The following is a 21,449-nucleotide window of genomic DNA, read 5'->3' as shown; positions in this document are numbered from 1 at the left end:
AGCGCCCGGCCGTTCACACCTGACTGGCGCCACCGTCGACGTAGATCTCGGCGCCGGTCATGAACGTGCTGCTGTCGGACGCGAGGAACAGCACCGCGTCGGCGATCTCCTCCGGCCGGCCGAGCCGGTTCATCGGCACGCCCGCGGCCAGGCCCTTGAGCAGCTGCTCGGCGCCCTCCGGGTCGGGAGCCAGACCGGAGAGCCCCGGTGTCGCGATCGGACCGGGCGCGATGCTGTTCACCCGGATGCCGCGGTCGACCAGCTCGGCCGCCCAGCTGCGGGTCAGCGAGCGCAGCGCCGCCTTGCTCGCGGCGTAGACGCTGAAGGCCGCGGCGCCCTTCGTGTCGATGTTCGAGCTGGTGACGATCACCGAGGCGCCTCGCTTGAGCCGCGGCAGGGCCTTCTGGACGGTGAAGATCGTGCCGCCGACGTTGGTGTTGAACGTGTCGGCGTAGTGCGCCCAGGTGATGTCGCCGAGCGCGGCGAACTCGCCGCCACCGGCGTTGGCGAACAACACGTCGAGCTCGTCGATCGACGCCATCACGCGGTCGAGGTCGGCGAGGTCGCTGACGTCGGCGCGGATGCCGGTCGCGCGGTCACCGATCGAGGCCACCGCGGCGTCCAGCGCGTCCTGGCGTCGGCCGGTGAGGTGGACGTGCGCCCCTTCGGCGGCCAGGCGGCGGGCGGCGGCCAGGCCGATACCCGAGGTGGCGCCGGTGACGAGGGCGGTCTTGCCGTCGAGCTGTCCCATGATCGGGGTCTCCATTTCTGTACTGCTCGGTATGTAATTGAGGACGCTACTCGATTTCTGTACCGATCGGTATGATGATTTGTGTGACGACCACGACACGGGAACGCGGCCGACCCCGCAGCTTCGACGCCGACGCCGCGCTCGACCGGGCCGTCGAGGTGTTCTGGCGGCAGGGTTACGAGGGCACGTCGCTCACCGATCTCACCGCGGCGATGGGCATCAACCGGCCGAGCATGTACGCCGCCTACGGCAACAAGGACGAGTTGTTCCGCCGGGCGGTCGCCCGCTACGCGGAGATCGACATGGCCTACGCCCGCGACGCGCTGGCCCGGCCCACCGGCTACGAAGTGATCGAGCGCTTCCTGCGCGCGAACGCCGACGCGCTCACCCGCACCGACCGGCCCGCCGGGTGTCTCTCGATCCAGGGCGGCCTGGCGGCGGGCAGCGACGACGGGCACGTCGCCCAGTTCCTGGCCGCCAGCCGGCTCGCGGGGGAGAACGCGCTGGCCGAGCGCCTCGAGCGGGCGGTGGCCGACGGCGACCTGCCGGCCGGTACGGATGCGGCCGGGCTGGCCCGGTACGTGATGGTCGTCAGCGAGGGAAATGCCGTGCACGCGGCGGCCGGCGTCGATCGCGCCGGGTTGAACGCCGTGATCGACATCGCGCTGCGAGCAGTGCCCCGGCAGTCCTAGGAAAAGCGGGCCTCTCGCCGGGCTCCGGGCGGCGGCGCAGCATTCGGTCCATGAGCACTGTTCTGATTACCGGTGGATCCGGATATGTCGGTACGCAGCTGGTCGCGGCGCTGTTGCGCTCCGGCCGGGACGTGCGGGCGACCGTGCGCTCGTCGGCCGGCGAAGCGGAACTGCGCGCCGCCATGCGTCGGGGTGGCGCCGACGACGCGCGCCTGCGGATCGTCAGGGCTTCGCTGGATGCCGACGACGGGTGGGGCGCCGCCGTGGCCGGATGCGAGGAGATCCACCACGTGGCCTCGCCGATCCCGGTGGCGCAGCCCGACGATCCGGACGACCTGATCGTCCCGGCCCGGGAGGGCACGCTCCGGGTGCTCCGGGCCGCCCGGAACGCCGGCGCCCGACGGGTGGTGTTGACGTCGTCGTTCGCCGCGATCGGCTACACCCCCAAGCCGGGCGCCGAGTTCAGCGAGGCGGACTGGACCGACCCCGACATGCCCGGCCTGGCTCCCTATCCGCGCTCCAAGGTGGTCGCCGAGCGGGCGGCCTGGGATTTCGTCGAGAAGGAGGGCGGCGACACCGAGCTGGTCGTCGTCAACCCGACCTTCGTCCTGGGACCCACGCTGACGACTCGGCTGGGCTCCTCGGCGTACCTGATCAAAGGGCTGATGGAGGGCACGATGCCGGTTGCGCCGCGGGCCCGGATGGGAGTGGTCGACGTTCGTGACGTCGCCGACCTGCACGTTCGCGCGATGGCGGCGCCCGCGGCCGCGGGGCGGCGGTTCCTGGCCGTCGCCGACGGGCCGACGACGAGCTTCCTCGAGGTGGCCGCCGTGCTGCGTGCGCGGCTGGGTGCGGAGAAGGCGCCGACCGAGGAGGCGCCGGGCGACGATCTGCCGCGCCCGATCATCCACAACGACCGGGCCCGCGACGAGCTCGGCTGGCGCCCGCGGCCGGTCGGGACCACGATCGTGGAGACGGCCGAGAGCCTGCTCGCGTTGAAGCTGGCCTCGCTCGGCTGACCGGAACCGACACGGCGGGCGTGGCGGCTGCACGGAGGATCGCTCACGCTTTTTCTCCGGTGACCGACGTCATGTGCAGCACCTCGCGCGCCTGCTCGGCGGCGCGGAGCAGGCCCTCGCTGACGAAGCGGAGGTACCGGGCGGTGTTCTCGAGCCGCACCGCGGCCGGGGTGCCGGGGCCGAGCACGGCGGCGCCCTGCCGCGCCACCTCGATCAGCTGGTCGTTCGCGCGTGCGCTGGCGATCGTCGACTGGTGCCAGAGCTCCGGGTCGACCACGTACCGTTCCCGCCGCCGGTCGTCGCGTTCCCGGCGGACGAGCTGCTGGCTCTCCAGGAACGTGATCGCCTTCGAGATCGACGCCGGGCTGACCCCCAGCCGCTGGACGAGTTCAGCCGCGGTGAGGCTGCCGGAATCGGTGGTGTAGAGGCAGGCCAGCACCCTGGACATCATCTTGGGCAGGCCCTGCTGCACGAGGACGGCGGTCCACATCTCCGCGTAGTCGCGCACGGCGTCGGCGTCCCGCCCGTCGGGCTGGGTGGGCGACGGCGTGCTGCGTGGTTTGGCCCGGCGACGCTGGTGCGTCCGGCGCTCGGTGGCGAGGTGGGCCAGATCGGCGCGGTAGCCGGTGGGGCCGCCGTTCCGCGTCACCTCGCGGGTGATCGTCGAGGTCGGGCGGCCGAGGCCACGCGCGATCTCCGCGTACGCGAGACCGTCGGCCAGACCCGCGGCGATCTGCTGACGTTCCTGCTGATTGAGCCTGCCACCCGGCACGACGACCTCCTCCGTCTCGTCCGACGATAGCGTTTACCCGTTATCCATTGCAACGCCTGTTGCGTTGAATTCACGATCAATGCAACGATTTAAACGCTGTGAACTGCACTTTTACGGTTCTAGTGCAACGAATGCGTTGTTCAAATCTGGAACGCAACGTAGCGTTTGCGGTGTTCGAAACAACGGAGCAAACAACCACGGGAGAGCATCATGCACACCTTCGACACCCCCGCCCCGATCGCCGCCGTCCTCACCATCCCCGCTGGTCGGGTGCAGTTCATCGCGACCGACCGCAGCGACACCGCGGTGGAGGTCCGGCCCACGAACGCGGCCAAGGACCGCGACGTGCAGGTCGCCGAGCAGACGTCGGTGGAGTTCGTCGACGGGGTGCTGCGGATCCGGACCGCGGCCGAGAAGCAGTTGTTCGGCCCGTCCGGGTCGATCGAGGTCACCGTCCAGCTGCCCGCCGACTCCCGGGTCGAGGCGACGGCGGCCAGCGCGGACTTCCGGGTCGTCGGCCGGGTCGGCGACGTGACCTACCAGGGCTCGCACGGCTCGATCACGATCGACGAGGCCGCGAACGTGCGCCTGACCACGCAGGCCGGTGACGTCGAGGTCGGCCGCCTCAACGGCTCCGGCGAGATCCGCACCTCGAAGGGTGACCTCCGGGTCGCCGAGGCGGTGAGTGGCCAGGTCGAGCTGCGTACCGAGGCCGGCGGGATCACGGTCGGCGTGGCCGGCGGCGTCTCGGCCTCCCTGGACGCCGGCACGTCCTCCGGCCGGATCGTGAACTCGCTCAAGAACGACGGCGCGATCGGGCTCGCGATCCGCGCGACGACCGCCTACGGCGACATCGAGGCGCACAGCCTCTGACGCGGGCTCACCCCGGTCGGTCTCCGGCCGGGGCCCCGCCGGCGAGAACGCCGGGCTCCGCTGGACCCTCGCCGGAGATCTCCTTCGCCACGCGAACGAACTCGGCCACCGCGGCGGAGCGGGAGTCGGCCGGCCACGCCACCACGAGCGTCGTCGGGGGCAGGTCCTCCACCGGGAGGAACGCCAGGTGCGGCCGGGGAAAGCGCCGGGCCACCCACTCCGGCAGGAACCAGACGCAGCTGCCGACCTCGACCAGGTTGAAGATCTGCGAAAGGTCCCGGCTCCGGGAGCGCGGCGGCTCGGCTCCGCCGTTCCCGGCCGGCCGGCCGTCGGGCAGCTCGCGCCCGGCGAGGTCCGACAGTCGTAGCGACGTCCGCGCCGCGAGCGGGTCGGTCGCCGACAGCGCCACCAGCATCGGTCCGCTGAGCAGCGGTTCGAGGTCCAGCCCGCGGTCGTCGTGCGGCTCGGGCAGGATCGCGACGTCGGCCCGCCCCTCGCGCAACGCCGGTACCTGCTCGCCGCGGCCGCCGAGCAGCAGCTCGACCGGCCGGGCCTGGTACGCGTCGAGGATCGTGGGCAGCAGCCCGCCGTCGTAATCCGCTTTGAGGGCCAGCCGGAGCGTGGGCTGCGGCCGGCCGGCACTGCGGGCGCGGTGCTCCGCGGCGGCCACCGCGTCGAGTGCGGTGCGTGCATCGGTCAGCAGCGTCTCGCCGGCCGGGGTGAGCGAGACCTGGCGGGTGGTGCGGACCAGCAACTGCACACCGAGCTGACGCTCCAGGTCGCGGATCGCGCGGGACAGAGGCGGCTGCGCCATCCCCAGCCGGGTGGCCGCCCGCCCGAAATGGCGCTCCTCGGCCACCGCCACGAAGTACCGCAGCTGCCTGGTCTCGAGGTCACTCATATCGCCACGGTATCAATCGGGACGGCATCGGTCCTTCTCGTTCGGCGCGTACCGGCATTGACTCGGACGCATGACAATCGTGGTGACCGCGCCGACCGGCCAGATCGGCAGCCAGGTGGTTCAGGACTTGCTCGCGGCCGGTGCGCCGGTGCGTGTCGTGGTGCGTGATCCGGCCCGGCTCGCACCGGGTGTGGCCGAGCGCGTCGAGGTGGTGGCGGGGTCGCACGGCGATCCCGACGTCGCGGCGACCGCGTTCGACGGCGCCGACGCCGTGTTCTGGCTGGTGCCGCCGGTCGTGGCGGCGACGAGCGCCGACGAGGCGTACTCGGGCTTCGCGCGCCCGGTGCTCGGGGCCCTGCGCGCGGCCGGTCGGGTGGTCGCGGTGTCGGCGCTGGGCCGTGGAACGCCAGTGGCCGGGCGGGCCGGTCACGTCACCGCGACCCTGGCCATGGACGACCTGATCGCCTCCACCGGGGTGCCGTACCGGGCGTTGACCGCGCCGTCGTTCATGGAGAACACGCTGCGTCAGCTCGACTCGATCCGGGAACGCGGCGTCTTCCAGGGCCCGTACCGGCCCGACAACCCGGCCCCTCTGGTCGCGACCAGGGACATCGCCGCGGTCGCCGCACGCGTCCTGCGCGACGGCGAGTGGACCGGGTTCGCCGAGGTGCCGGTACTCGGCCCCGAGGACCTCACCTACGACCGGATGGCCGCGATCCTCTCCGAGGTGCTCGGCCGGCCGGTGCGCTACGAGCAGCAGGTGCCCGGTGCGGCCGACACGGCCATCGGGCAGGCGCGGATCGACATGTCGCTGGCCAAGAACGACGGGCTGGACAACGGCGTCGTCCGGACGCCGGAGAACACCACCCCCACCACCTTCCGCCAGTTCCTCCTCGGTGCCGTGTCGCACAATGGGGCGTGACCGTCAACTCTGCCCCCCAGACCTACAAGCTCCGGCGGGGGCGGATCACGCCTGGTCAGCGGCTCGCTCTGGGCACACTGGCCGACCGGTTCGCGGTGCCCGAGGGGGACGGCCCGCTCGATCTGGGCGCGCTGTTCGGCGCGGACGTGCCGGTGGTGCTGGAGATCGGGTTCGGCATGGGCGGCACCACTCTGGAGATGGCCGAGGCGGACCAGGGCACCGGTCTGATCGCCGCGGACGTGCACACTCCCGGCGTCGGCGCGCTGCTGCGTGGTTTGCACGAGCGTGAGCTCGAGAACGTCCGGGTGCTCAACGGCGACGGGGGTGCGCTGCTGCGTCAACGCATCCCGTCGGGCAGCCTGGCCGGGATCCGGGTGTACTTCCCCGATCCGTGGCCCAAAGCGCGCCACCACAAACGGCGTCTGGTCGACGCCGAGTTCGCGGCGCTGGTGGCGGATCGGCTCGCGCCGGGCGGGCGGCTGCACTGCGCCACCGACTGGGAGCACTACGCCGAGCAGATGGTGGCGGTGCTGTCCGCCGAGCCCGGCCTCGAGCTGGAGCACGGCGGGCCGGTCGAGCGTCCGGCGTGGCGGCCGGTGACGAAGTACGAGGCCCGGGGCGTAGCCCGCGGCCACGCCGTGGCCGACATCTTCGCCGTCCGAGCGTGAGCCGGGTTCAGCGCAGACGCTCGGTGAGGCGGCGGATCACGTCCAGGTAGCGCTCGATGAACTCCGGGTCGTCCGCGTTCTCGCCGGTCAGGCGGCGGAGCACCTGGGGGAGCGCGACCGGGGCCAGGCTCGCACCCATCAGCGCCAGCTGGACGAGGCGGGGGTCCAGGTCGTCGGCGATCTCGCCGTCGTGCTGCCGTCTGGTCATCGCCACCGCGTCGTCGGGCTGCGTGGACGGCTCGTCGCCGGCAGCGGACTCCTCGGTGTCGGTGAGGCCGTTCCACAGCAGTAGCCGCGCGCCACGCGGGTCCTCGAGCGCCGTGCGGGTGTAGGCGGAGATGAGTTCCGGCAGGTCCTTCGACTCGGGCTCGAGTTCCTGCTCGAACGCCAGCCAGCGCTCGCTCAGCGCCCGATAGAGCCCGGCCTTGCCACCGAAGTAATAGCTGATCAGCTGCGGGTTCAGTCCGGCGCGCGAAGCGATCGAGCTCACCCGGGCGCCGGCGTACCCGGCGGCGGCGAACTCGTCGGCCGCGGCGGCGAGCAGGCGTTCACGCGACCGGTCGGCGTCGCGTTGCCGCTCTTCGGGGTCGGGCGCACGGCGAGGCACCCCGCCATCTTAGGCGGCGTCTAATCAACCATTTGATTGACAAAGTTCAATAGACGATTGATAGTGGCTCGCATGGCTGACGTCATCGAAGTTCAGGACTTACGCAAGTCGTTCCCGGGCGTGGAGGCCGTTCGTGGGCTCGACCTCCGCGTCGCCGCTGGCGAGTTGTTCGGGTTGCTCGGCCCGAACGGCGCCGGCAAGACCACGACGCTGCGCATGCTCACCACGCTGCTGCCGATCGACGCCGGCACCGCCGTCGTCGCCGGTGCCGACGTCGCTCGTGACCCGCGTACCGTGCGCCGCCGGATCGGGTACGTCGGACAGATCGGCGGGGCCGACCTACCGGCCACCGGGCGGGAGAACCTGCTGCTCCAGGGCCGGCTGTACGGGGCGTCCCGGTCCGACGCGCGGCGGCGCGCCGACGAGCTGATCGAGGCGCTGGCGCTCGGTGCGTTCGTCGATCGCCGGGTCGGCACGTACTCGGGTGGCCAGCGCCGGCGCCTCGAGATCGCGTTGGGACTCGCTCATCGTCCGCGGGTGCTGTTCCTGGACGAGCCGACGACCGGCCTGGACCCGCAGAACCGGGCGAACCTGTGGGACCAGCTGCGTGCGCTGCGTTCCGACGGCACGACGATCGTGCTGACCACGCATTACCTGGAGGAGGCGGACGCGCTCGCCGACCGGCTGGCGATCGTCGACGCCGGGCGGGTGGTCGCCGAGGGCGCGCCCCGGGCGTTGAAGGCGCAACTGGCCGGTGACACCGTGACGCTGCGGCCGCGCGGTGACGTCCCGGCCGTCCGCACGTTGCTCGATGCGCAGCCGTTCGTGCGGAACGTGGTCCTCGACGGGGACGCGTTGCGGCTGGCGGTGCCGGACGGGCCGGACGCGTTGCCCGAGCTGCTCGACGTGCTGGGCGGCGCCGGGGTCGAACTGGCGGCGCTGACGCTGGTGGAGCCGTCGTTGGACGAGGTGTTCCTGCGGGTCACCGGGCGCGCGCTACGTGATGTCGCATGAGTGACGTCGGACTGCTGTGGTGGCGCAAGATGCTCGAGACGATCCGGCAGCCGGTCTGGGTGATCAGCGGGCTGACCACGCCGCTGCTCTACCTGCTCCTGTTCGCGCCGTTGCTGGATCGGCTGGCCGGCAGCGCGGCGTTCCCGCGCGGCGAGGTGCTCGACGTGTTCCTGCCCGGATTGCTGGCGCTGCTGGCGTTCAGCTCCGGGATGGGCGCCGGCTGGGGTGTGATCGCCGAGCTGCAGACCGGCGTGGTGGAGCGGCTGCGCGTCACGCCGGCGAGCCGGTTCGCGCTGCTGTTCGGCGGGGTGCTGCGTGACGTCGTCGCGTTCCTGGTGCCGGCGACGATCGTCGTGCTGATCGCGGTGCCGTTCGGGTACGACCCCTCGGTCCCGGGCGTGCTCGGGCTGCTGGGGTTGCTGTGCCTGGTGACCGCGACGACGTCGGCGTGGTCGAGCGCGCTCGGGCTGATCTTCCGCGATATCGGCGGGCTCGCGGCCGTCGTCACCGGCCTGCAGTTGCCGTTGACGCTGCTCTCCGGCGTGCTGTTGCCGCTCTCGCTGGCGCCCGGCTGGCTGCGCGGGCTCGCGTACGCCGACCCGCTGTACTACGCCGTGCAGGCGGCGCGGGCGCTGTCGGACGGCGTGGTGGACCTCTCCCGGGTGGGGGTCGGCGTGCTGGTGATCGGCGCGCTGACGGTGCTGACGCTGACCTGGGCCACCCGGTGCTACCGCCGGGTCGCGCCCTAGGGCAGCGGAACCACGTAGGAGTCGACGCGGGCGACGAGGCCGTCGCGGGAGGTGAAAGGTCGTCGTCGGTGAGCGTCGCGAGGATCCGCTGGTGGTCGCTGCGGCGGAAGCCCTCGAAGTACCCGGCGACGAGTTCGCGCTGGCTGCTCATGATCTCTCCAGGTGGTGGGCGAGTGCGTCGAGAATCGCGGCGAGCCCGTTCGCGGCCTGCGTGGTGCGCAGCTCGGGGGGAACCCGGCGCTGGTGCACGGTCAGGTCCGTGCCCTCGCCGTTCGGGCGGATGGTGACGGTGGTGCGCAGGCCGGTGACGGGCTCGTCGAACACGAGCTCGTGCGGGGCGGTGATGCTGACGTACACGAAGCGCAGCCGGCGGGACGCCCCGTCCGGGCCGCGGGTGTCGAGCGAGAACTCGCCGCCCCGGCGCAGATCGACACGCACCGACGCGGGTGGCACGGTGGCGTGCGAGCCGCCCCAGAACGCCGCGATGCCGTCCGGGGTCGTGAAGGCGGTCCAGACCCGCTCGGCGGCCGCCCGCAGCTGACGCCGGGCGATCAACTCGTCCGCGGTCACCGCAGGTGCCCTTCGAGAGCGTCGAGCCGGTCGTCCCAGCTGCGCCGCTGCTCGACCAGCCCGGCCCGCCGCAGCACCCCCACGCGGTGCGAGATCACGGGCACCACCCTAACCCAAAAGATCCTTTGCGCAAATGATCGTTTGTGAAACCGGCCGCTGGAGGAGGGCTTCGAGCTCCTCGACGGCCGGTTGCACCGGGCCGTGCAGGGATTCGAGCAGGAAGGCGACGTCGGTGGAGTCCTCGGTGACCCGCGTGCGGTGCGCGTCGCGGTGGTTCCAGTGCCGGGTCAGCACACCGGTGCTGTCGGTGTAGATGACCTCGCCCGGCTTGGGGTGCTCGACGACGTCGGGCTCGCCGAGCGGCGTGAACGACTCGTCGCCGACCGCGAAGCGGATCTCCACGTCGCCGGTGACGTGGCGCAGGTCGAACGCGCCGGCGGGCAGCGCGTGGCGGACCGAGACGACGTTGTACGAGTCGACCGCCGGGTTGATGCGCGGCAGCGAGCCCTGCTTGGCCAGCCGCCGCCCGAGCGCGTCGACGCTCGGGCGGATGCGACGCGGGTTGGTGCCGAAGGCCCGGTAGGCCGTGTGCCAGGCCGCGATGCGCGGGTCGGTCTCGTCGGCGGGGCGCCAGGTGCCGTCGGCCAGCGCGCGCTGCAGCGCGGCGACGGCCCCGTCGGTGGCGGCCCACGGCCCGTGGTTGCGCAGCTCGGTCGCGGTGAGCACCGCGATGACGGCGTCCGGGAAGGCTTCGGCGACGGCGGGATGGAGGGAGAACGTGACCATGGACAAGACGATGGACTACCGGAGCGCGGACGCGACGCTCAGGCGGCGCGTCCGGTCAGCGCCGTAGGCCCTTGAGCATCGGCAGCACCGAACCGGTGCGCCAGACCAGGCGCATGCCCATCTCGCGCAGGCGCCAGCCGTCCGGGGTGCGGACACCGATCCCGGTCAGCACACCACCGCCGACGAAGTGCGTGTTCAGCTCGAGCGGATCGTTCCGCTCGGGGTCCCAGATGTGCACGGCCTGCATGTTCGCGCGGATCCGGGCGGTGTCGCCGTCCGGCTCCACCAGGACGTTCGTGAACATGTGATGGGTCGCCCGGAAGCGGGCGAAGCTGGCGTTCTGCTCCTCGAGGATCACGTCGTGGCCGACGAGCTCGAAGCCGTCCGGACGGCGGATCAGGCCGTCGGGGGCGAAGGTCGCGGCCACCGTGGCGGCGTCCAGGCGTTTGTCGTCCACCGCGGCGAAGTACCGGCTGATGAGAGTGTCCATGGATACACTGTAACCAGGTTGGCTACACTGTAGCCATGATCACCTGGTCCAAGCCGACCCCGACCCGCGCGCCCGGCCTGCGCGAGGTCGTCGACGTCGGCATCGGAATCGCCGACGCCGAAGGGCTCCCAGCGGTCTCGATGCGCCGGGTCGCCACCGCGCTGCGATCCGGGACGGCGTCGCTCTACCGGATCGTCGAGAGCCGGGAGGAGATCGTCGAGCGGATGGTCGACGCCGTTCTCGGCGAGGCGATCCCGGCACCGGCCGGCGGCGACTGGCGGGCGGACCTGAGCGCGCTCGCACGCAACCGGCGCGCGCTGTTTCGCCGCCACCCCTGGCTGGGGGCCGAACTCGCCGGGCGCCCCGCGATCGGGCCGAACGCGCTCAGCCACCACGAGCACGCGCTCGCCGCCGTCGCCGGGCTCACCGAGGACCCCACGTCGGCGAGCAGCGCGGTCGAGACGCTACTGGCCTACGTGCTCGGCGCGGCCGCACGGGAGACGGCCGAGACCCAGCGCGCGGGCCTCGGCGAGTCCGAGTGGCGCGCCGAGGTGGCCCCGTACCTCGCGGAGGTCATCGACGGTTATCCGCGCCTGCGTCGGATGATGCGTGAGGCCGAGGACTTCGGGCCGGACGACCGGTTCGAACGCGGGCTCACCTGCGTCCTGGACGGGATCGCCGGTCAGTGCGGGCCGCGTTGATCGGCGGGGAGCAGGTGCAGCGCACGGCGGCCGGCGAGCGTCCGGGGGTCGCCGACGTCCAGCCAGGCCAGCCGCTCGCCGGCCCGGGCCGCGCCCCAGCGTGCGACCAACTGCACCCCGGCGAAGACCAGCATGACCCCGGCGACCGATAACGCCGCCAGCGTCGGCGACTGCGCCTGAACCGCGTCGATCACCACGACACCGACGACGCTGACCAGCCCGAACCCGACGCCCAGGAGCGCACCGGCGTAGACCGCGGGCAGTTCGGCGTGGGAGGAACGGGGGCGTAACAGCCCGGCCCGGGCCAGTGACCGCCAGACCCGAGCCGGATCGGCGACCCGCTCCGGGCCGTGGACCAGCAGCTCGACCTCGTCCGGGTCCGGCTCGGCGCGCACCCAGGCGGCGGCGAGCCGGTCGGCGCGGTCGAAGTCGGCCAAGCGCCGGTCGAGCAGGTCGGGCCCGAGCAGCAGGGCTGCGAAGACCACCAGCGCGGCGACGATCGCACCGGTCGGCGACCAGGCGAGCAGTACCAGCGGTGCGGCGGCGCCGACCAGGCACGCGGCGATGGTCAGGTTCACCGGGCCCCGGGGGCGGATCGGCAGCGGGACGTCAGACACCGGAGATCGCAAACGTCGCGAATTCGGTGACCTCGGCGGCGTTGAAGTTGTCGTCGGTGACCAGGATCAGGCTGCGGCGCCCGTCGGGCAGGCGCGGGCCGAGCGTCGCGCCCTCGAAGTTGTCGAGCTTCAGCCCGGGGACGTCGGAGAGGTCGAGCAGCAGCTTCTTGCGCATCGGCGTGCCTGCTGACGCCTTACGGTGCAGGACGTTCGTCGCGCCGTGCGTATCGGCGAGGTACAGGCGCACTTTCCAGGTGTTCGTCGAGAAAATCGACGCCCGCTCGGTGATCAGCAGCTTGCCGTGGCCGAGCGCGAGCACGTCGGTGAGGCCGTTGGTGTCGGTCGAGCCCGCGTTCGGCGGCGTCGCGAACAGCTTCTCCAGCGGATACGCGTACTCGGCGACCGCCCTGCGCGTCCGCGGGTCGAACTCGGTGACGCGGGTCAGCGCGCCCGCGGCGGGGGAGGGCACCGGGCCGTCCTGGAAGAGCGGGTCCTCGGTGCCGGCGTAGAGGCGGCGACCGTCCGGCGTGAACGACAGGCCCTCGAGCACCTGGTTCTGTCGCGGGCCGGTGGGCTCGGTGCTCATTGTGAAGTGCGGCGGCAGCGTCACCTCACCGCGGTAGGCACCGTCCCGGGACGCGATGCGGATCCACGGGTCGCCGATCGTGCTCGGCAGGGCGCGCTCGCCCTCACTGCTCCAGAAGAGCTGTCCGCTGCGTGGGTCCACCGCGAGGCCCTCGGGGTCGGGGGCGACGGTGGTTCCCGCGGTCGGCGGGAACACCGTGCCGTCCGGCCGGAGCCAGGGTTTCGTGCCGGTCAGGGTCACTTCCGGTGCGCCAGTCGTCGAGACCTTGATGCGTGCGGTGTAGAACCGCGCCGGGTTCTTCGCCGACCGGTCGTCGCTGATCACGTAGTACTGGCCGGAGCGGGCGTCGTAGCTAATCGCCGACAGCCCGCCGACCGTCGTGCCCTGGAACTGCTCGGCGTTGGGCAGGACGGTCGCGCCCAGGAAGTCGAGCGCGACGGGCTCGGTGGCCCGGGCCGGCGGGGCGACCGTGACCAGCGCGGCCGCGGTCAGTGCGGACGTGAGCAGAGCGGCCGTGCGCATGACGTCGTCCTTTCCCGGGCGGATCCAGCGCGCCAGACGCTAAGCCTCCGTTGTGAGGTCCGAGTGACCACTGGTTGTACTGGGCGCGAAGATCGGGCGGGCCGGATCGTCGTTGGGCGCGCCCGTATTCTGGCAGGCGGTCAGTAACCAGCGCCCGTCTTCCTTGGCCAGCACCCACAGCGGAGTGCCGACGTCGGGGCCCTCGGCCGTGCGGTAGAGCTGGCGCACTTTGACCGCGGCGACGTCCGGCCGGATGAAGAGAACGTGTTCGAGTTCGAACGTCACGGTCGCGTCCTTCATCCCGCCGGGAAGCACCTGGCGCGTGAACGCGGCGATCTCGTCGAGGCCGAACAGGCGCTTGCCGTGGCCCGTCGTCCAGATCGCGTCGTCGCGGAAGAGCGTGAGGAACTCGTCGACGTCCTCGTTGTTCTGGGACCGCTCGACGGTGGCGACGACCTGCTGGATCGCTTCGATGTCGGTGTTCATGCCGCCGACCGTAGGAACTGAAGCCGACTTCAGGTCAAGCGTCGCATCGGTACGGTGCCCGGTAATCACCCTGAGCGACTTATCGAAAGCACTGTGTCGAGACGGTGCCACGGGGTAGAACCGGCAAGGTGAGTCTTGCACTACGCCCCGCCGCGGACAGCGACGCTCGTTCCATCGCGGAGATTCACGTCGCTGGCTGGCGCGCGGGCTACCGGGACCTGATCGACGACGCGTACCTCAACGCGTTGTCGGTCGACGCGCGCTACGAGGTCTGGCGGCGGATCCTCGCCGGTGGAGCCGGCCGGGTGCTGCTGGCCGAGGAGGGGCCGTGCGCACAGGGCTTCATCGCGTTCGGGCCCGCGATCGATCGGGAGTTACCGGTCCTCACCGGCGAGGTCTACGCGCTGTACGTCGATCCCCGGATGTGGGGACGCGGCACCGGCGGCCGGTTGCTGGGCGAGGCGAGCGCGGAACTGGCGCGTGCCGGTCGTCGGAGCGCGGTGTTGTGGGTGTTCGAGGCGAACGTTCGGGCCCGGCTGTTCTACGAGCGCTACGGCTGGAAGGCCGACGGCGGCCGGCGCGTCGAACGCGAGAACTTCAATCTGGCCGAAGTCCGCTACCAGACGCAGCTGAACTGAGGGCGGTCACACAGGCGGCGACGGCCGGGTGCGAGCCGGAACCGCGTCGGAACGCGATGCTCGTGCGGCGACGGATCGGCAACGTACGCAGTCGCACCGGCGCCGGCAGGTGCTCGACCCCCAGCTGTGGCACCACCGCGACGCCCTGACCAGCGGCGACGAGCGCGAGCACAGCGGTGAAATCGTCGGCGTGGTGGCGTACTCGGGGGCTGAACCCGGCGTCGTGACACAGCCGTAGCGCCAGCGTGTGACAGAGCGTTCCCGGGCTGCCGACGATCCAGTGCGAGTCGGCGGCGTCCGCGAGGGTCCCGGGGTGTTCGTCGGCGACCGCGAGGAACACCGGCTCGTCGAGCAGCCGCAGCGACTCGGCCGTGGGGTCGGGGTCGGCCGGCACGAGGTCGTAGTCGTGGACGAGCGCGACGTCCAGGCGCCGCTTCCGCAGTGCGGCCGGCACGTCGACCGGGTCGAGCTCGGAGACGTGCAGGTCCAGGTGCGGGTGGTCGCGGCCGAGTGCGGCGAGCGCGGCCGGCAGCAATGTCCGGACGGCGCTGGGGAACGCGCCGATGCGCAGCGGACCGGTGAGGCCACCGCGCGCGGCCGCGAGCGTGGCGTCGGCGGCCTCGAGGGCGCCGAGCAGCACCTCGGTGTGCTCGACCAGTGCGACGCCGGCGGCGGTCAGCCGCACGCGTCGGCCGAAGCGTTCGAGCAGTGGCACGCCGGCCTCCCGTTGCAGAGCCGCGAGCTGCTGGGACACCGCCGACGCGGTGTAGGTGTGCGCCTCGGCGACGGCCGAGATCGTGCCGAGGTGCGCGAGGTCGCGGAGCAGGCGCAGTCGCCGGACGTCAAGCATCAGCTCAGCTTAGGTATTGGGGTAGGAATCGGAACTGGCGCTAAGGGTTCCTGGGGTTCCAGGCTGAGGTCATGACGCTCACCGGTCTCTTCGTCCCGTTGATCACGCCGTTCGACGGCTCGGGCTCGGTGGACGGTGCCGCGCTCGAGCGGCTCGCCCACTCCTGTGTCGACGCCGGGGCGAGCGGCCTCGTCGCGTTGGGGACGACGTCGGAGGTCTCGGCGTTGACCGGGGCCGAGCGGCGATTCGTGGTGGAGGTGGTCGCCGGCGTGGGGTGCCCGCTGCTGGTGGGCGCCGACTCGGCGGCGTCGCTGGCCGCGCTCGGCGGGACGGACGTCCGGGCCGCGCTGACCGTCGTGCCGCCGTTCGTCCGGCCGGGTGAGGCGGGCGTGATCGCTCATTTCCGGGCGCTCGCGTCGGCGAGCCCGGTGCCGCTGGTGGTCTACGACGTGCCGGCCCGGACCGGTCAGCCGCTCTCGGCGGCGACGCTGCGCGAGCTCGCGACGATCCCGGGCGTGGTGGGCGTGAAGCACGCTCCGGGCGGGATCACCGCGGACACCGTCGGCCTGCTGGCCGACCCGCCGCCGGACTTCGCGGTGCTCGGCGGCGACGACGCTTTCCTGGGGCCGCTGCTGGCGATGGGGGCCACCGGTGCGATCACGGCGTCGGCGCACTGCCTGACCGGCGACTACGCGCGGCTCGTGTCGGCGTGGCGGGACGGTCTGGTGGACGAGGCGCGGACGCTGGGCCGCCCGTTGAGCCGGTTGTCGGCGGCCCTGTTCGCCGCGCCGAACCCCACCGTGATCAAGGGGGTGCTGCACGCGGAGGGGCGGATCCCGACGCCCGACGTGCGGCTGCCGCTGCTGGCCGCCGATCCCGCGTTGGTGGCGGCGGCGCGGGCCCGGATAGCTTCCACCGCATGCACTTGGAACTGACGACGATCATCGTCGACGAGTACGACCCGGCGATCGAGTTCTTCACCGAGGTGTTGGGGTTCGAGCTGACCGAGGACTCGCCGGCGGTGTCGACGCACCACGGCACACCGAAGCGGTGGGTCGTGGTGCGCCCGCCCGGTGCGCGCACCGGGATCCTGCTCGCTCGCGCCGACGGTGAACGCCAGGCCGCAGCCGTGGGGGACCAGCTGGCCGGGCGCGTCGGCTTCTTCCTGCGGGTGGACGACTTCGACGCGCACTACCAGCGGATGCGTGACGCCGGCGTGCGGTTCGTGGGGGAGCCGCGCGCCGAGCCCTACGGCCGGGTGGTGGTGTTCCTCGACATCGCCGGCAACCGCTGGGATCTGCTCGGCGGCTTGTGAAACAGGCCTAGAGCCAGGTGGTGGCGAGCCAGGCGGCGACGGCGGCGAGCACCAGCAGGACGCCGTTCAGCCAGAGGTCCCGGTACTCGCCGCGCGAGGAATGCACGACGATCGCGCCGAGCTGCACGAGCACCAGCCCGATCGCGGCCGCGACGGCCAGCGCGGGCGCGATGCCGGTCAGCGGCGGAAGGATCAGGCCGATCGCCCCGAGCACTTCGAGGACGCCGATCGTGCGGACCAGCGGCATCGGAATCGTGTCGACCCAGCCCATCATCGGCTGGAGTGCTTCCTTGCTGCGTACGACCTTGACGCCGCCGCCGTAGGCGTAGAACAGCGCGAGTAAGCCGGCGACGATCCAGTAGGCGATTTCCATGGTGACCTCGATGGTTACGAGCAGTAAGTAGCCGAATCATGCGTCACTATTGGAGGGCTTACAAAAGGCACAGGCGTGTGCCCAAGGGGGAGCGGTGTCCGAGTACGAACACACCTGCATGATCCGCGGCGACGGCGGCAAGACGCTCCGCGCGATCCTCGACCAGATCTGCAACAAGTGGACGCTGCTCGTCGTCGCGACCCTCGATCAGGGCACCGTGCGCTTCACCGACCTGCACCATCAGATACCGGGCATCTCCCAGCGCATGCTGACGCTGACCTTGCGCAACCTCGAGCGGGACGGGCTGGTGGCCCGGACCGTGCACGCGGAAGTGCCGCCGCGGGTGGAGTACGCGCTGACCGCGGTGGGCAAGAGCCTGATCGCACCCGCGCTCGCGCTGGCCGGGTGGGCCATCGAGCACGTGCCGCACATCGAGGCCAGCCGGGAGGCCTACCTCAGAGCTGGGTCGCGACGCGGATGAAGTGAGCGAGGTGGCGGGAGCGGCTGTGCGGCGGCCAGGCGATGACGGTCGTCACATGCGGGGCGTCGAGCACGGGCACGATCGAGATGCCGCCACGCAGGTGCGTGCGGACGGACTCGGGCAGCACCGCGATCGCGCGCCCGAGCTCGATCAGCTGCTGGAGCTGCACGGAGTCGTGCACGACCGGGCCCTCGCCGTCCGGGCAGGTGCCGTCGGCGCGCGGCCAGCGAGGCAACGGCAGGCCGGGCAACGCGCTGATCTCCTCCAGCCGGACGTGCGGGCGTGTGCTCAGCGGATGGCCGGCGGGCAGCAGCACCACCTGCCCCTCGGTGGACAGCTCCTCGGTGTCCAGCCCCACCGTCGAGTCGAACGGGCGGTGCAGCAGCGCCACGTCGGCCCGGCCGTCACGCAGGTAGTGCTCCTGCTCGGTCACCGCGCACAGCACGACCTCGACGTCCACCGAATCGGGCTCGGCGGCGTACGCGTCGAGCAACTTCGCGAGCAGCTCGCTCGACGCCCCGGCCTTGGTGACCAGCACCAACCCGGCGCGGCTCGACGCCGCGCGCCGGGTGCGCCGCTCGGCGGCGTCGACCGAATCGAGTGCGGCCCGGCCTTCCCGGAGCAGAACCGATCCGGCCTCGGTCAGCGCCACGGCGCGGCTCGAGCGTTCCAGCAGGGTGACGCCGAGACGCCGCTCGATCTGCTGGATCGCGCGGGACAGCGGCGGCTGGGCGATGCCGAGCCGCTCGGCGGCGCGGCCGAAGTGCAGTTCCTCGGCCACCGCGACGAAGTAGCGGAGCTCCCGGGTCTCCATATCCATACCTTACGGGTATCGCCGGGCACCTGATCGGTGTTGGCCGCCCCCGCCGGGTCGGCGCGACGATCAAAAGCATGAGCGAGCAGACAATTGCGCTGGTCACCGGCGCGAACAAGGGGATCGGTTACGAGATCGCGGTCGGGCTCGGAGCCCTCGGTTGGCGCGTCGGCGTCGGTGCGCGCGACGACGCCCGCCGCGAGGAAGCCGTCGAGAAGTTGCGGGCCGGCGGCGCGGACGCGTTCGGCGTCGCGCTGGACGTGACGTCGGATTCGAGCGTCGCCGCCGCGGTCGCGCAGTTCGAGCGACTGGACGTGCTGATCAACAACGCCGGCATCACCGGCGGCATGGCCCAGGAACCCGGACGAGCGGACCTCGACACCGTGCGGACGGCTGTGGAGACCAACGTGCTCGGCGTCATCCGTGTCACCGACGCGTTCCTGCCCCTGCTGCGTGCGTCCGCGTCACCGCGGATCGTCAACATGTCCAGCAGCGTGGGCTCGCTGGCGCGGCAGAGCCAGGGCACCGACGCGACCGGGCCGCTGTCGATGGCCTACGCGCCGTCCAAGACGTTCCTCAACGCCGTCACCGTCCAGTACGCCAAGGCGCTGGCCGACACGAACATCCTGATCAACCTCGGCTGCCCCGGCTTCACCGCGACCGATCTGAACGGCTTCCGGGGCCACCGCACACCGACGCAGGGCGCGGCCATCGGCATCCATCTCGCGACGCTGCCCGACGACGGCCCGACCGGCGGCTTTTTCGACGACAACGGTGTCGTCCCCTGGTAGTACGGGGTGATGGCCGACAGGTGCGTCTTCTGCGAGATCGTGGCCGGCGCGAGCCCGGCCAGCGTCGTGCACGCCGACGAGCAGGTGCTGGCGATCATGGACATCCAACCGGTCAACCCGGGCCACCTGCTCGTCATCCCGCGCCGGCACGTCGTCGGGCTGGCCGATCTGCCCGAGGACCTCGGCTCGGCGATGTGGAGTACGGCACATCGTCTGGCCGGGGCCGTGCGCCGGTCCGGGCTCCGGTGCGAGGGGATCAACCTGTTCCTCGCCGACGGCGAAGCGGCGTTCCAGGAGGTCTTCCACGTGCACCTGCACGTGGTGCCGCGCTTCCGCGGTGACACGTTCCGGCTGTCGGCGGACTGGCGTGTCCGCGACCGCGACTTGCTCGATTCGGATGCGGCCGCGCTGCGGGAGGCGTTTAGTGGGTGAAAGTTGTGCGCCACGGTTAACCTGTGAGTCTTCTCAGGATCCCCAGCGTTTGCTCAGATAGCAGGCGTCACCCCGATCACTTGGAGACTTCCGATGACGCCTGCCGTCGGAACAACTGTGCCCGGTGCGCGACGACGCGAACTGTATTTGGACGCTTTACGGACCGCCGCGATCGTGCGAGTCGTCACCTACCACACGTTCGGCGGAGCCTGGCTGAGCTGGGTCTTCCCGGCGATGGGCGTGATGTTCGCGCTCGCCGGCGGGCTCATGGTGAACTCGCTGGACCGGCAGGACCCCACCACCGTGATCCGCAACCGGGTCCGGCGCCTGCTCCCGGCCCTGTGGCTGTTCGGGGCCATCACGGTGCCGCTGATGGTGTGGGCCGGCGGCCGGATGAGCACGTGGACCAACGTCGACACCGGTGAGCCGATCCCCCTGTGGCACCTGGTGTTCTGGTTCGTGCCACTGCTGGACCCGCCCGGCAACGAGTGGGGCGAGAACGTCACCGTGGTGCTCTGGTACCTGCGGACCTACCTCTGGCTGGTGCTGCTCAGCCCGGCGCTGCTCACGGCCTTCCGCCGCGCGCCGATCCCGACGCTCGTCGCGCCGCTGGGTCTGATCGTCGCCCAGGCGTGGGGTTTCCTACCGAACGGTGACGACGGGCCGATCTGGGCGCTCGTATCCGACCTGGGCACCTTCGCCCCGTGCTGGATGCTCGGCTTCGCTCATCGAACCGGCGCGCTGAAGCGGCTGCCGAACTTCGGTCTGGTGGCGTTCGTCCTGCTGGCCGCGGGTGGGGCCGTGGGGTGGGTGCTGATGCATCCGTCCGACTCCTATGACCTCAACGGGATTCCGGTCGCGCAGTCGCTGTGGTCGATCGCGGTGATCCTGCCGCTGCTGCGGTTCGCTCCGGACGCGTCCTGGATCGGCCGGACGCCGGTGCTCGGACGGTTCGTGGCGCTGGTCAACAACCGCGCGGTGACGATCTACCTCTGGCACAACATCCTCATCGACCTGGCGTTCTTCAGCGGCGAGCGGCTGGAAGCGCTCGGGGGTTTCTGGGAGTCGGGGGTGTCGACGAACCCGGTCTTCGCGTACGCGGTGGTCTGGGTGCTGATCGCCGTCGCGGTGATGTTGTTCGGGTGGGCGGAGGATCTGGCCGCGCGGCGGAAACCCCGGTTGTGGCCGGCGGGGCCGTCGGCGTCGGAGGTGCGTGAGAAGGAACGCGCGGCCGAGGCCGCGGCGGATTCTGCGGCGACGGCTGCGGGGGGTGAGCCGCACGTGCCGACGTTCGACGATTCGATGCCGGGGGGTGCGGGGGTGGATCCGCGGTACGTGCCTGCGGCCGGGGTGCCGGGGCCGGATCCGCGGTACGCGCCTGCGGCGGGGGTGCCGGGGCCGGATCCGCGGTACGTGCATGCGCAGGCTTCTCGGGGGGAGTATGTCGGGCCGGGGCAGTACGCGCCTCAGCCGCCGTATGGTGCGGGCCCGCCGGGGTCACGGGGGGCTGGGTTTCCCGGGGGTGCTGGGTTTCCCGGGGGTGCTGGGTTTCCCGGGGGTGCTGGGTTTCCCGGGGGTGCTGGGCCGGTCGGGCCTGCGGGTGCTGGGCCGCGTGGAGCGGGGTCTTATGGGGCTGGGCCGGGTCGCGGTGGGCCTCATGGGTCCGGGCCGGGTGGTGCCGGGCCGGGTGGTGTCGGGCCTCGTGGGGCTGGGCCTCGTGGGGCTGGGCCGGGTGGTGCCGGGCCGCGTGGGGCCGGGCCGTGGGACGAGAACGCGCGGGGAGGCGGGCCGCGCGGCGGGCATCCGCGTGATCCCTACGCGCCCGGGCCGCGGGTACCGGCGTCGCACGCATCCGGGCCGCCCGGACGCGGACAGCCGGGGCGCGGTGCGGGCGCCCGACGTCCGGATCTGGGCCCTTACGCACCCGGACCGGACGGCACCACGACCGGCGGTTACGCGCGGCCACCGGCCGAGCCGTACCCCGGCGAGGAGCCGGACGCACCCCGGGGCCGGCACAGCTCGCACTGAA

General features: G+C 71.9%; 28 protein-coding genes. 15 read left to right on the top strand and 13 right to left on the bottom strand.

Annotated features, from left to right (window positions below; genetic code table 11):
- Positions 1 to 13: 13 nt before the first annotated feature.
- Complete coding sequence (locus tag ABD437_RS12390; protein WP_344649031.1) at positions 14 to 751, bottom strand: SDR family NAD(P)-dependent oxidoreductase; 738 nt, start codon at positions 749 to 751, stop codon at positions 14 to 16.
- A gap of 83 nt (positions 752 to 834) precedes the next feature.
- On the opposite strand from ABD437_RS12390, the gene ABD437_RS12385 reads away from it, so the two are divergent.
- Complete coding sequence (locus ABD437_RS12385; protein WP_344648920.1) at positions 835 to 1,443, top strand: TetR/AcrR family transcriptional regulator; 609 nt, start codon at positions 835 to 837, stop codon at positions 1,441 to 1,443.
- A gap of 50 nt (positions 1,444 to 1,493) precedes the next feature.
- Entirely contained in the window at positions 1,494 to 2,462 is a 969-nt protein-coding gene (locus tag ABD437_RS12380) for an NAD-dependent epimerase/dehydratase family protein (RefSeq protein ID WP_344648919.1), read from the top strand.
- Between the two features lie 43 nt (positions 2,463 to 2,505).
- Here ABD437_RS12380 and ABD437_RS12375 read toward each other — a convergent pair whose 3' ends face one another.
- A complete protein-coding gene (locus tag ABD437_RS12375; protein ID WP_344648918.1) occupies positions 2,506 to 3,234 on the bottom strand; it encodes a GbsR/MarR family transcriptional regulator in 729 nt (242 codons plus the stop codon).
- 210 nt (positions 3,235 to 3,444) lie between these two features.
- Here ABD437_RS12375 and ABD437_RS12370 point away from each other — a divergent pair, with 210 nt between their 5' ends.
- On the top strand, positions 3,445 to 4,107 hold the full coding sequence (locus ABD437_RS12370; RefSeq protein WP_344648917.1) for a DUF4097 family beta strand repeat-containing protein: 663 nt from the start codon (positions 3,445 to 3,447) through the stop codon (positions 4,105 to 4,107).
- Positions 4,108 to 4,114: 7 nt separating this feature from the next.
- On the opposite strand, the gene ABD437_RS12365 is transcribed toward ABD437_RS12370, so the two are convergent.
- Positions 4,115 to 5,008, bottom strand: coding sequence for a LysR family transcriptional regulator (locus ABD437_RS12365; RefSeq protein WP_344648916.1), 894 nt, complete (start codon positions 5,006 to 5,008; stop codon positions 4,115 to 4,117).
- 70 nt (positions 5,009 to 5,078) lie between these two features.
- Here ABD437_RS12365 and ABD437_RS12360 point away from each other — a divergent pair, with 70 nt between their 5' ends.
- Both ABD437_RS12360 and trmB read left to right on the top strand, forming a co-directional pair.
- Positions 5,079 to 5,930 (top strand): NmrA family NAD(P)-binding protein, encoded by an 852-nt coding sequence (locus tag ABD437_RS12360; RefSeq protein ID WP_344648915.1) that lies wholly within the window; start codon positions 5,079 to 5,081, stop codon positions 5,928 to 5,930.
- On the top strand, positions 5,927 to 6,598 hold the full coding sequence (gene trmB, locus ABD437_RS12355; protein ID WP_344648914.1) for a tRNA (guanosine(46)-N7)-methyltransferase TrmB: 672 nt from the start codon (positions 5,927 to 5,929) through the stop codon (positions 6,596 to 6,598). Before ABD437_RS12360 ends, trmB begins: the two co-directional genes overlap by 4 nt.
- 7 nt (positions 6,599 to 6,605) lie before the next feature.
- Here the strand turns inward: trmB and ABD437_RS12350 are convergent, their stop codons facing one another.
- Positions 6,606 to 7,205, bottom strand: coding sequence for a TetR/AcrR family transcriptional regulator (locus tag ABD437_RS12350; protein WP_344648913.1), 600 nt, complete (start codon positions 7,203 to 7,205; stop codon positions 6,606 to 6,608).
- A gap of 72 nt (positions 7,206 to 7,277) precedes the next feature.
- Here ABD437_RS12350 and ABD437_RS12345 point away from each other — a divergent pair, with 72 nt between their 5' ends.
- Positions 7,278 to 8,219, top strand: coding sequence for an ATP-binding cassette domain-containing protein (locus ABD437_RS12345; protein ID WP_344648912.1), 942 nt, complete (start codon positions 7,278 to 7,280; stop codon positions 8,217 to 8,219).
- A complete protein-coding gene (locus ABD437_RS12340) occupies positions 8,216 to 8,968 on the top strand; it encodes an ABC transporter permease (RefSeq protein ID WP_344648911.1) in 753 nt (250 codons plus the stop codon). The genes ABD437_RS12345 and ABD437_RS12340 overlap by 4 nt, the downstream gene beginning before the upstream one ends.
- 147 nt (positions 8,969 to 9,115) lie before the next feature.
- Here ABD437_RS12340 and ABD437_RS12335 read toward each other — a convergent pair whose 3' ends face one another.
- The 3 genes from ABD437_RS12335 to ABD437_RS12325 form a co-directional block, all read right to left on the bottom strand.
- Positions 9,116 to 9,538, bottom strand: a complete 423-nt coding sequence (locus ABD437_RS12335) for an SRPBCC family protein (protein WP_344648910.1) — start codon at positions 9,536 to 9,538, stop codon at positions 9,116 to 9,118.
- 108 nt (positions 9,539 to 9,646) lie between these two features.
- Entirely contained in the window at positions 9,647 to 10,324 is a 678-nt protein-coding gene (locus ABD437_RS12330) for a B3/B4 domain-containing protein (protein ID WP_344648909.1), read from the bottom strand.
- Positions 10,325 to 10,379: 55 nt separating this feature from the next.
- Positions 10,380 to 10,814 carry a nuclear transport factor 2 family protein gene (locus ABD437_RS12325; protein ID WP_344648908.1) on the bottom strand — a complete coding sequence of 145 codons (435 nt, stop codon included), beginning with the start codon at positions 10,812 to 10,814 and terminating at the stop codon, positions 10,380 to 10,382.
- Between the two features lie 35 nt (positions 10,815 to 10,849).
- Between ABD437_RS12325 and ABD437_RS12320 the strand changes: the two genes are divergently transcribed.
- Positions 10,850 to 11,515 (top strand): TetR/AcrR family transcriptional regulator C-terminal domain-containing protein, encoded by a 666-nt coding sequence (locus ABD437_RS12320; RefSeq protein WP_344648907.1) that lies wholly within the window; start codon positions 10,850 to 10,852, stop codon positions 11,513 to 11,515.
- Here the strand turns inward: ABD437_RS12320 and ABD437_RS12315 are convergent.
- From ABD437_RS12315 to ABD437_RS12305, 3 genes are read right to left on the bottom strand one after another with little or no spacing between them, the layout of a single operon-like run.
- Positions 11,497 to 12,132, bottom strand: a complete 636-nt coding sequence (locus tag ABD437_RS12315) for a hypothetical protein (protein WP_344648906.1) — start codon at positions 12,130 to 12,132, stop codon at positions 11,497 to 11,499. The two genes, ABD437_RS12320 and ABD437_RS12315, sit on opposite strands and share 19 nt — an antisense overlap.
- Positions 12,125 to 13,240 carry an esterase-like activity of phytase family protein gene (locus tag ABD437_RS12310; protein ID WP_344648905.1) on the bottom strand — a complete coding sequence of 372 codons (1,116 nt, stop codon included), beginning with the start codon at positions 13,238 to 13,240 and terminating at the stop codon, positions 12,125 to 12,127. The genes ABD437_RS12315 and ABD437_RS12310 overlap by 8 nt, the downstream gene beginning before the upstream one ends.
- Before the next feature lie 39 nt (positions 13,241 to 13,279).
- Positions 13,280 to 13,726 (bottom strand): SgcJ/EcaC family oxidoreductase, encoded by a 447-nt coding sequence (locus ABD437_RS12305; protein ID WP_344648904.1) that lies wholly within the window; start codon positions 13,724 to 13,726, stop codon positions 13,280 to 13,282.
- Between the two features lie 128 nt (positions 13,727 to 13,854).
- Between ABD437_RS12305 and ABD437_RS12300 the strand changes: the two genes are divergently transcribed.
- The gene (locus ABD437_RS12300) at positions 13,855 to 14,364 is read left to right on the top strand and encodes a GNAT family N-acetyltransferase (protein ID WP_344648903.1); all 510 of its coding nucleotides are present in this window, start codon (positions 13,855 to 13,857) and stop codon (positions 14,362 to 14,364) included.
- Here ABD437_RS12300 and ABD437_RS12295 read toward each other — a convergent pair.
- Positions 14,324 to 15,214 carry a LysR family transcriptional regulator gene (locus ABD437_RS12295; RefSeq protein ID WP_344648902.1) on the bottom strand — a complete coding sequence of 297 codons (891 nt, stop codon included), beginning with the start codon at positions 15,212 to 15,214 and terminating at the stop codon, positions 14,324 to 14,326. The two genes, ABD437_RS12300 and ABD437_RS12295, sit on opposite strands and share 41 nt — an antisense overlap.
- A gap of 71 nt (positions 15,215 to 15,285) precedes the next feature.
- On the opposite strand from ABD437_RS12295, the gene ABD437_RS12290 reads away from it, so the two are divergent.
- Together ABD437_RS12290 and ABD437_RS12285 are read left to right on the top strand one after the other, a co-directional pair.
- Positions 15,286 to 16,149, top strand: coding sequence for a dihydrodipicolinate synthase family protein (locus ABD437_RS12290; protein ID WP_344648901.1), 864 nt, complete (start codon positions 15,286 to 15,288; stop codon positions 16,147 to 16,149).
- Positions 16,134 to 16,529, top strand: a complete 396-nt coding sequence (locus ABD437_RS12285; RefSeq protein ID WP_344648900.1) for a VOC family protein — start codon at positions 16,134 to 16,136, stop codon at positions 16,527 to 16,529. Before ABD437_RS12290 ends, ABD437_RS12285 begins: the two co-directional genes overlap by 16 nt.
- 7 nt (positions 16,530 to 16,536) lie before the next feature.
- On the opposite strand, the gene ABD437_RS12280 is transcribed toward ABD437_RS12285, so the two are convergent.
- On the bottom strand, positions 16,537 to 16,902 hold the full coding sequence (locus ABD437_RS12280; protein ID WP_344648899.1) for a DoxX family protein: 366 nt from the start codon (positions 16,900 to 16,902) through the stop codon (positions 16,537 to 16,539).
- A 94-nt stretch (positions 16,903 to 16,996) separates the two neighbouring features.
- Here ABD437_RS12280 and ABD437_RS12275 point away from each other — a divergent pair, with 94 nt between their 5' ends.
- The gene (locus tag ABD437_RS12275; RefSeq protein WP_344648898.1) at positions 16,997 to 17,383 is read left to right on the top strand and encodes a winged helix-turn-helix transcriptional regulator; all 387 of its coding nucleotides are present in this window, start codon (positions 16,997 to 16,999) and stop codon (positions 17,381 to 17,383) included.
- Here ABD437_RS12275 and ABD437_RS12270 read toward each other — a convergent pair.
- Entirely contained in the window at positions 17,358 to 18,197 is an 840-nt protein-coding gene (locus ABD437_RS12270) for a LysR family transcriptional regulator (protein WP_344648897.1), read from the bottom strand. The genes ABD437_RS12275 and ABD437_RS12270 overlap by 26 nt on opposite strands.
- A 77-nt stretch (positions 18,198 to 18,274) precedes the next feature.
- Here ABD437_RS12270 and ABD437_RS12265 point away from each other — a divergent pair, with 77 nt between their 5' ends.
- The 3 genes from ABD437_RS12265 to ABD437_RS12255 all read left to right on the top strand — a co-directional run bounded on the left by ABD437_RS12265 (position 18,275) and on the right by ABD437_RS12255 (position 21,448).
- On the top strand, positions 18,275 to 18,988 hold the full coding sequence (locus tag ABD437_RS12265; protein WP_344648896.1) for an SDR family oxidoreductase: 714 nt from the start codon (positions 18,275 to 18,277) through the stop codon (positions 18,986 to 18,988).
- Between the two features lie 6 nt (positions 18,989 to 18,994).
- Positions 18,995 to 19,420 (top strand): HIT family protein, encoded by a 426-nt coding sequence (locus ABD437_RS12260; protein WP_344648895.1) that lies wholly within the window; start codon positions 18,995 to 18,997, stop codon positions 19,418 to 19,420.
- Positions 19,421 to 19,513: 93 nt separating this feature from the next.
- Positions 19,514 to 21,448 (top strand): acyltransferase family protein, encoded by a 1,935-nt coding sequence (locus tag ABD437_RS12255; protein WP_344648894.1) that lies wholly within the window; start codon positions 19,514 to 19,516, stop codon positions 21,446 to 21,448.
- The last annotated feature ends 1 nt before the right edge of the window (position 21,449 follow it).

This window comes from Cryptosporangium japonicum (assembly GCF_039524755.1).
GTDB classification, from domain to species: domain Bacteria; phylum Actinomycetota; class Actinomycetes; order Mycobacteriales; family Cryptosporangiaceae; genus Cryptosporangium; species Cryptosporangium japonicum.
Note: the sequence above shows the minus strand (reverse complement) of the source record. Positions and strands in the feature narration are given on the sequence as shown.

What these genes read in the sequence shown, in the direction of transcription:
- ABD437_RS12290 (WP_344648901.1), top strand. Translation starts at nt 15,286, where the DNA reads ATGACGCTCACCGGTCTCTTCGTCCCGTTGATCACGCCGTTCGACGGC.
- ABD437_RS12330 (WP_344648909.1), bottom strand. Translation starts at nt 10,324, where the DNA reads ATGGTCACGTTCTCCCTCCATCCCGCCGTCGCCGAAGCCTTCCCGGAC.
- ABD437_RS12255 (WP_344648894.1), top strand. Translation starts at nt 19,514, where the DNA reads ATGACGCCTGCCGTCGGAACAACTGTGCCCGGTGCGCGACGACGCGAA.
- ABD437_RS12380 (WP_344648919.1), top strand. Translation starts at nt 1,494, where the DNA reads ATGAGCACTGTTCTGATTACCGGTGGATCCGGATATGTCGGTACGCAG.
- ABD437_RS12365 (WP_344648916.1), bottom strand. Translation starts at nt 5,008, where the DNA reads ATGAGTGACCTCGAGACCAGGCAGCTGCGGTACTTCGTGGCGGTGGCC.
- ABD437_RS12340 (WP_344648911.1), top strand. Translation starts at nt 8,216, where the DNA reads ATGAGTGACGTCGGACTGCTGTGGTGGCGCAAGATGCTCGAGACGATC.
- ABD437_RS12285 (WP_344648900.1), top strand. Translation starts at nt 16,134, where the DNA reads ATGCACTTGGAACTGACGACGATCATCGTCGACGAGTACGACCCGGCG.
- ABD437_RS12320 (WP_344648907.1), top strand. Translation starts at nt 10,850, where the DNA reads ATGATCACCTGGTCCAAGCCGACCCCGACCCGCGCGCCCGGCCTGCGC.
- ABD437_RS12305 (WP_344648904.1), bottom strand. Translation starts at nt 13,726, where the DNA reads ATGAACACCGACATCGAAGCGATCCAGCAGGTCGTCGCCACCGTCGAG.
- ABD437_RS12295 (WP_344648902.1), bottom strand. Translation starts at nt 15,214, where the DNA reads ATGCTTGACGTCCGGCGACTGCGCCTGCTCCGCGACCTCGCGCACCTC.
- ABD437_RS12310 (WP_344648905.1), bottom strand. Translation starts at nt 13,240, where the DNA reads ATGCGCACGGCCGCTCTGCTCACGTCCGCACTGACCGCGGCCGCGCTG.
- ABD437_RS12370 (WP_344648917.1), top strand. Translation starts at nt 3,445, where the DNA reads ATGCACACCTTCGACACCCCCGCCCCGATCGCCGCCGTCCTCACCATC.
- ABD437_RS12360 (WP_344648915.1), top strand. Translation starts at nt 5,079, where the DNA reads ATGACAATCGTGGTGACCGCGCCGACCGGCCAGATCGGCAGCCAGGTG.
- ABD437_RS12265 (WP_344648896.1), top strand. Translation starts at nt 18,275, where the DNA reads ATGAGCGAGCAGACAATTGCGCTGGTCACCGGCGCGAACAAGGGGATC.
- ABD437_RS12270 (WP_344648897.1), bottom strand. Translation starts at nt 18,197, where the DNA reads ATGGAGACCCGGGAGCTCCGCTACTTCGTCGCGGTGGCCGAGGAACTG.
- ABD437_RS12280 (WP_344648899.1), bottom strand. Translation starts at nt 16,902, where the DNA reads ATGGAAATCGCCTACTGGATCGTCGCCGGCTTACTCGCGCTGTTCTAC.
- ABD437_RS12325 (WP_344648908.1), bottom strand. Translation starts at nt 10,814, where the DNA reads ATGGACACTCTCATCAGCCGGTACTTCGCCGCGGTGGACGACAAACGC.
- ABD437_RS12390 (WP_344649031.1), bottom strand. Translation starts at nt 751, where the DNA reads ATGGGACAGCTCGACGGCAAGACCGCCCTCGTCACCGGCGCCACCTCG.
- ABD437_RS12345 (WP_344648912.1), top strand. Translation starts at nt 7,278, where the DNA reads ATGGCTGACGTCATCGAAGTTCAGGACTTACGCAAGTCGTTCCCGGGC.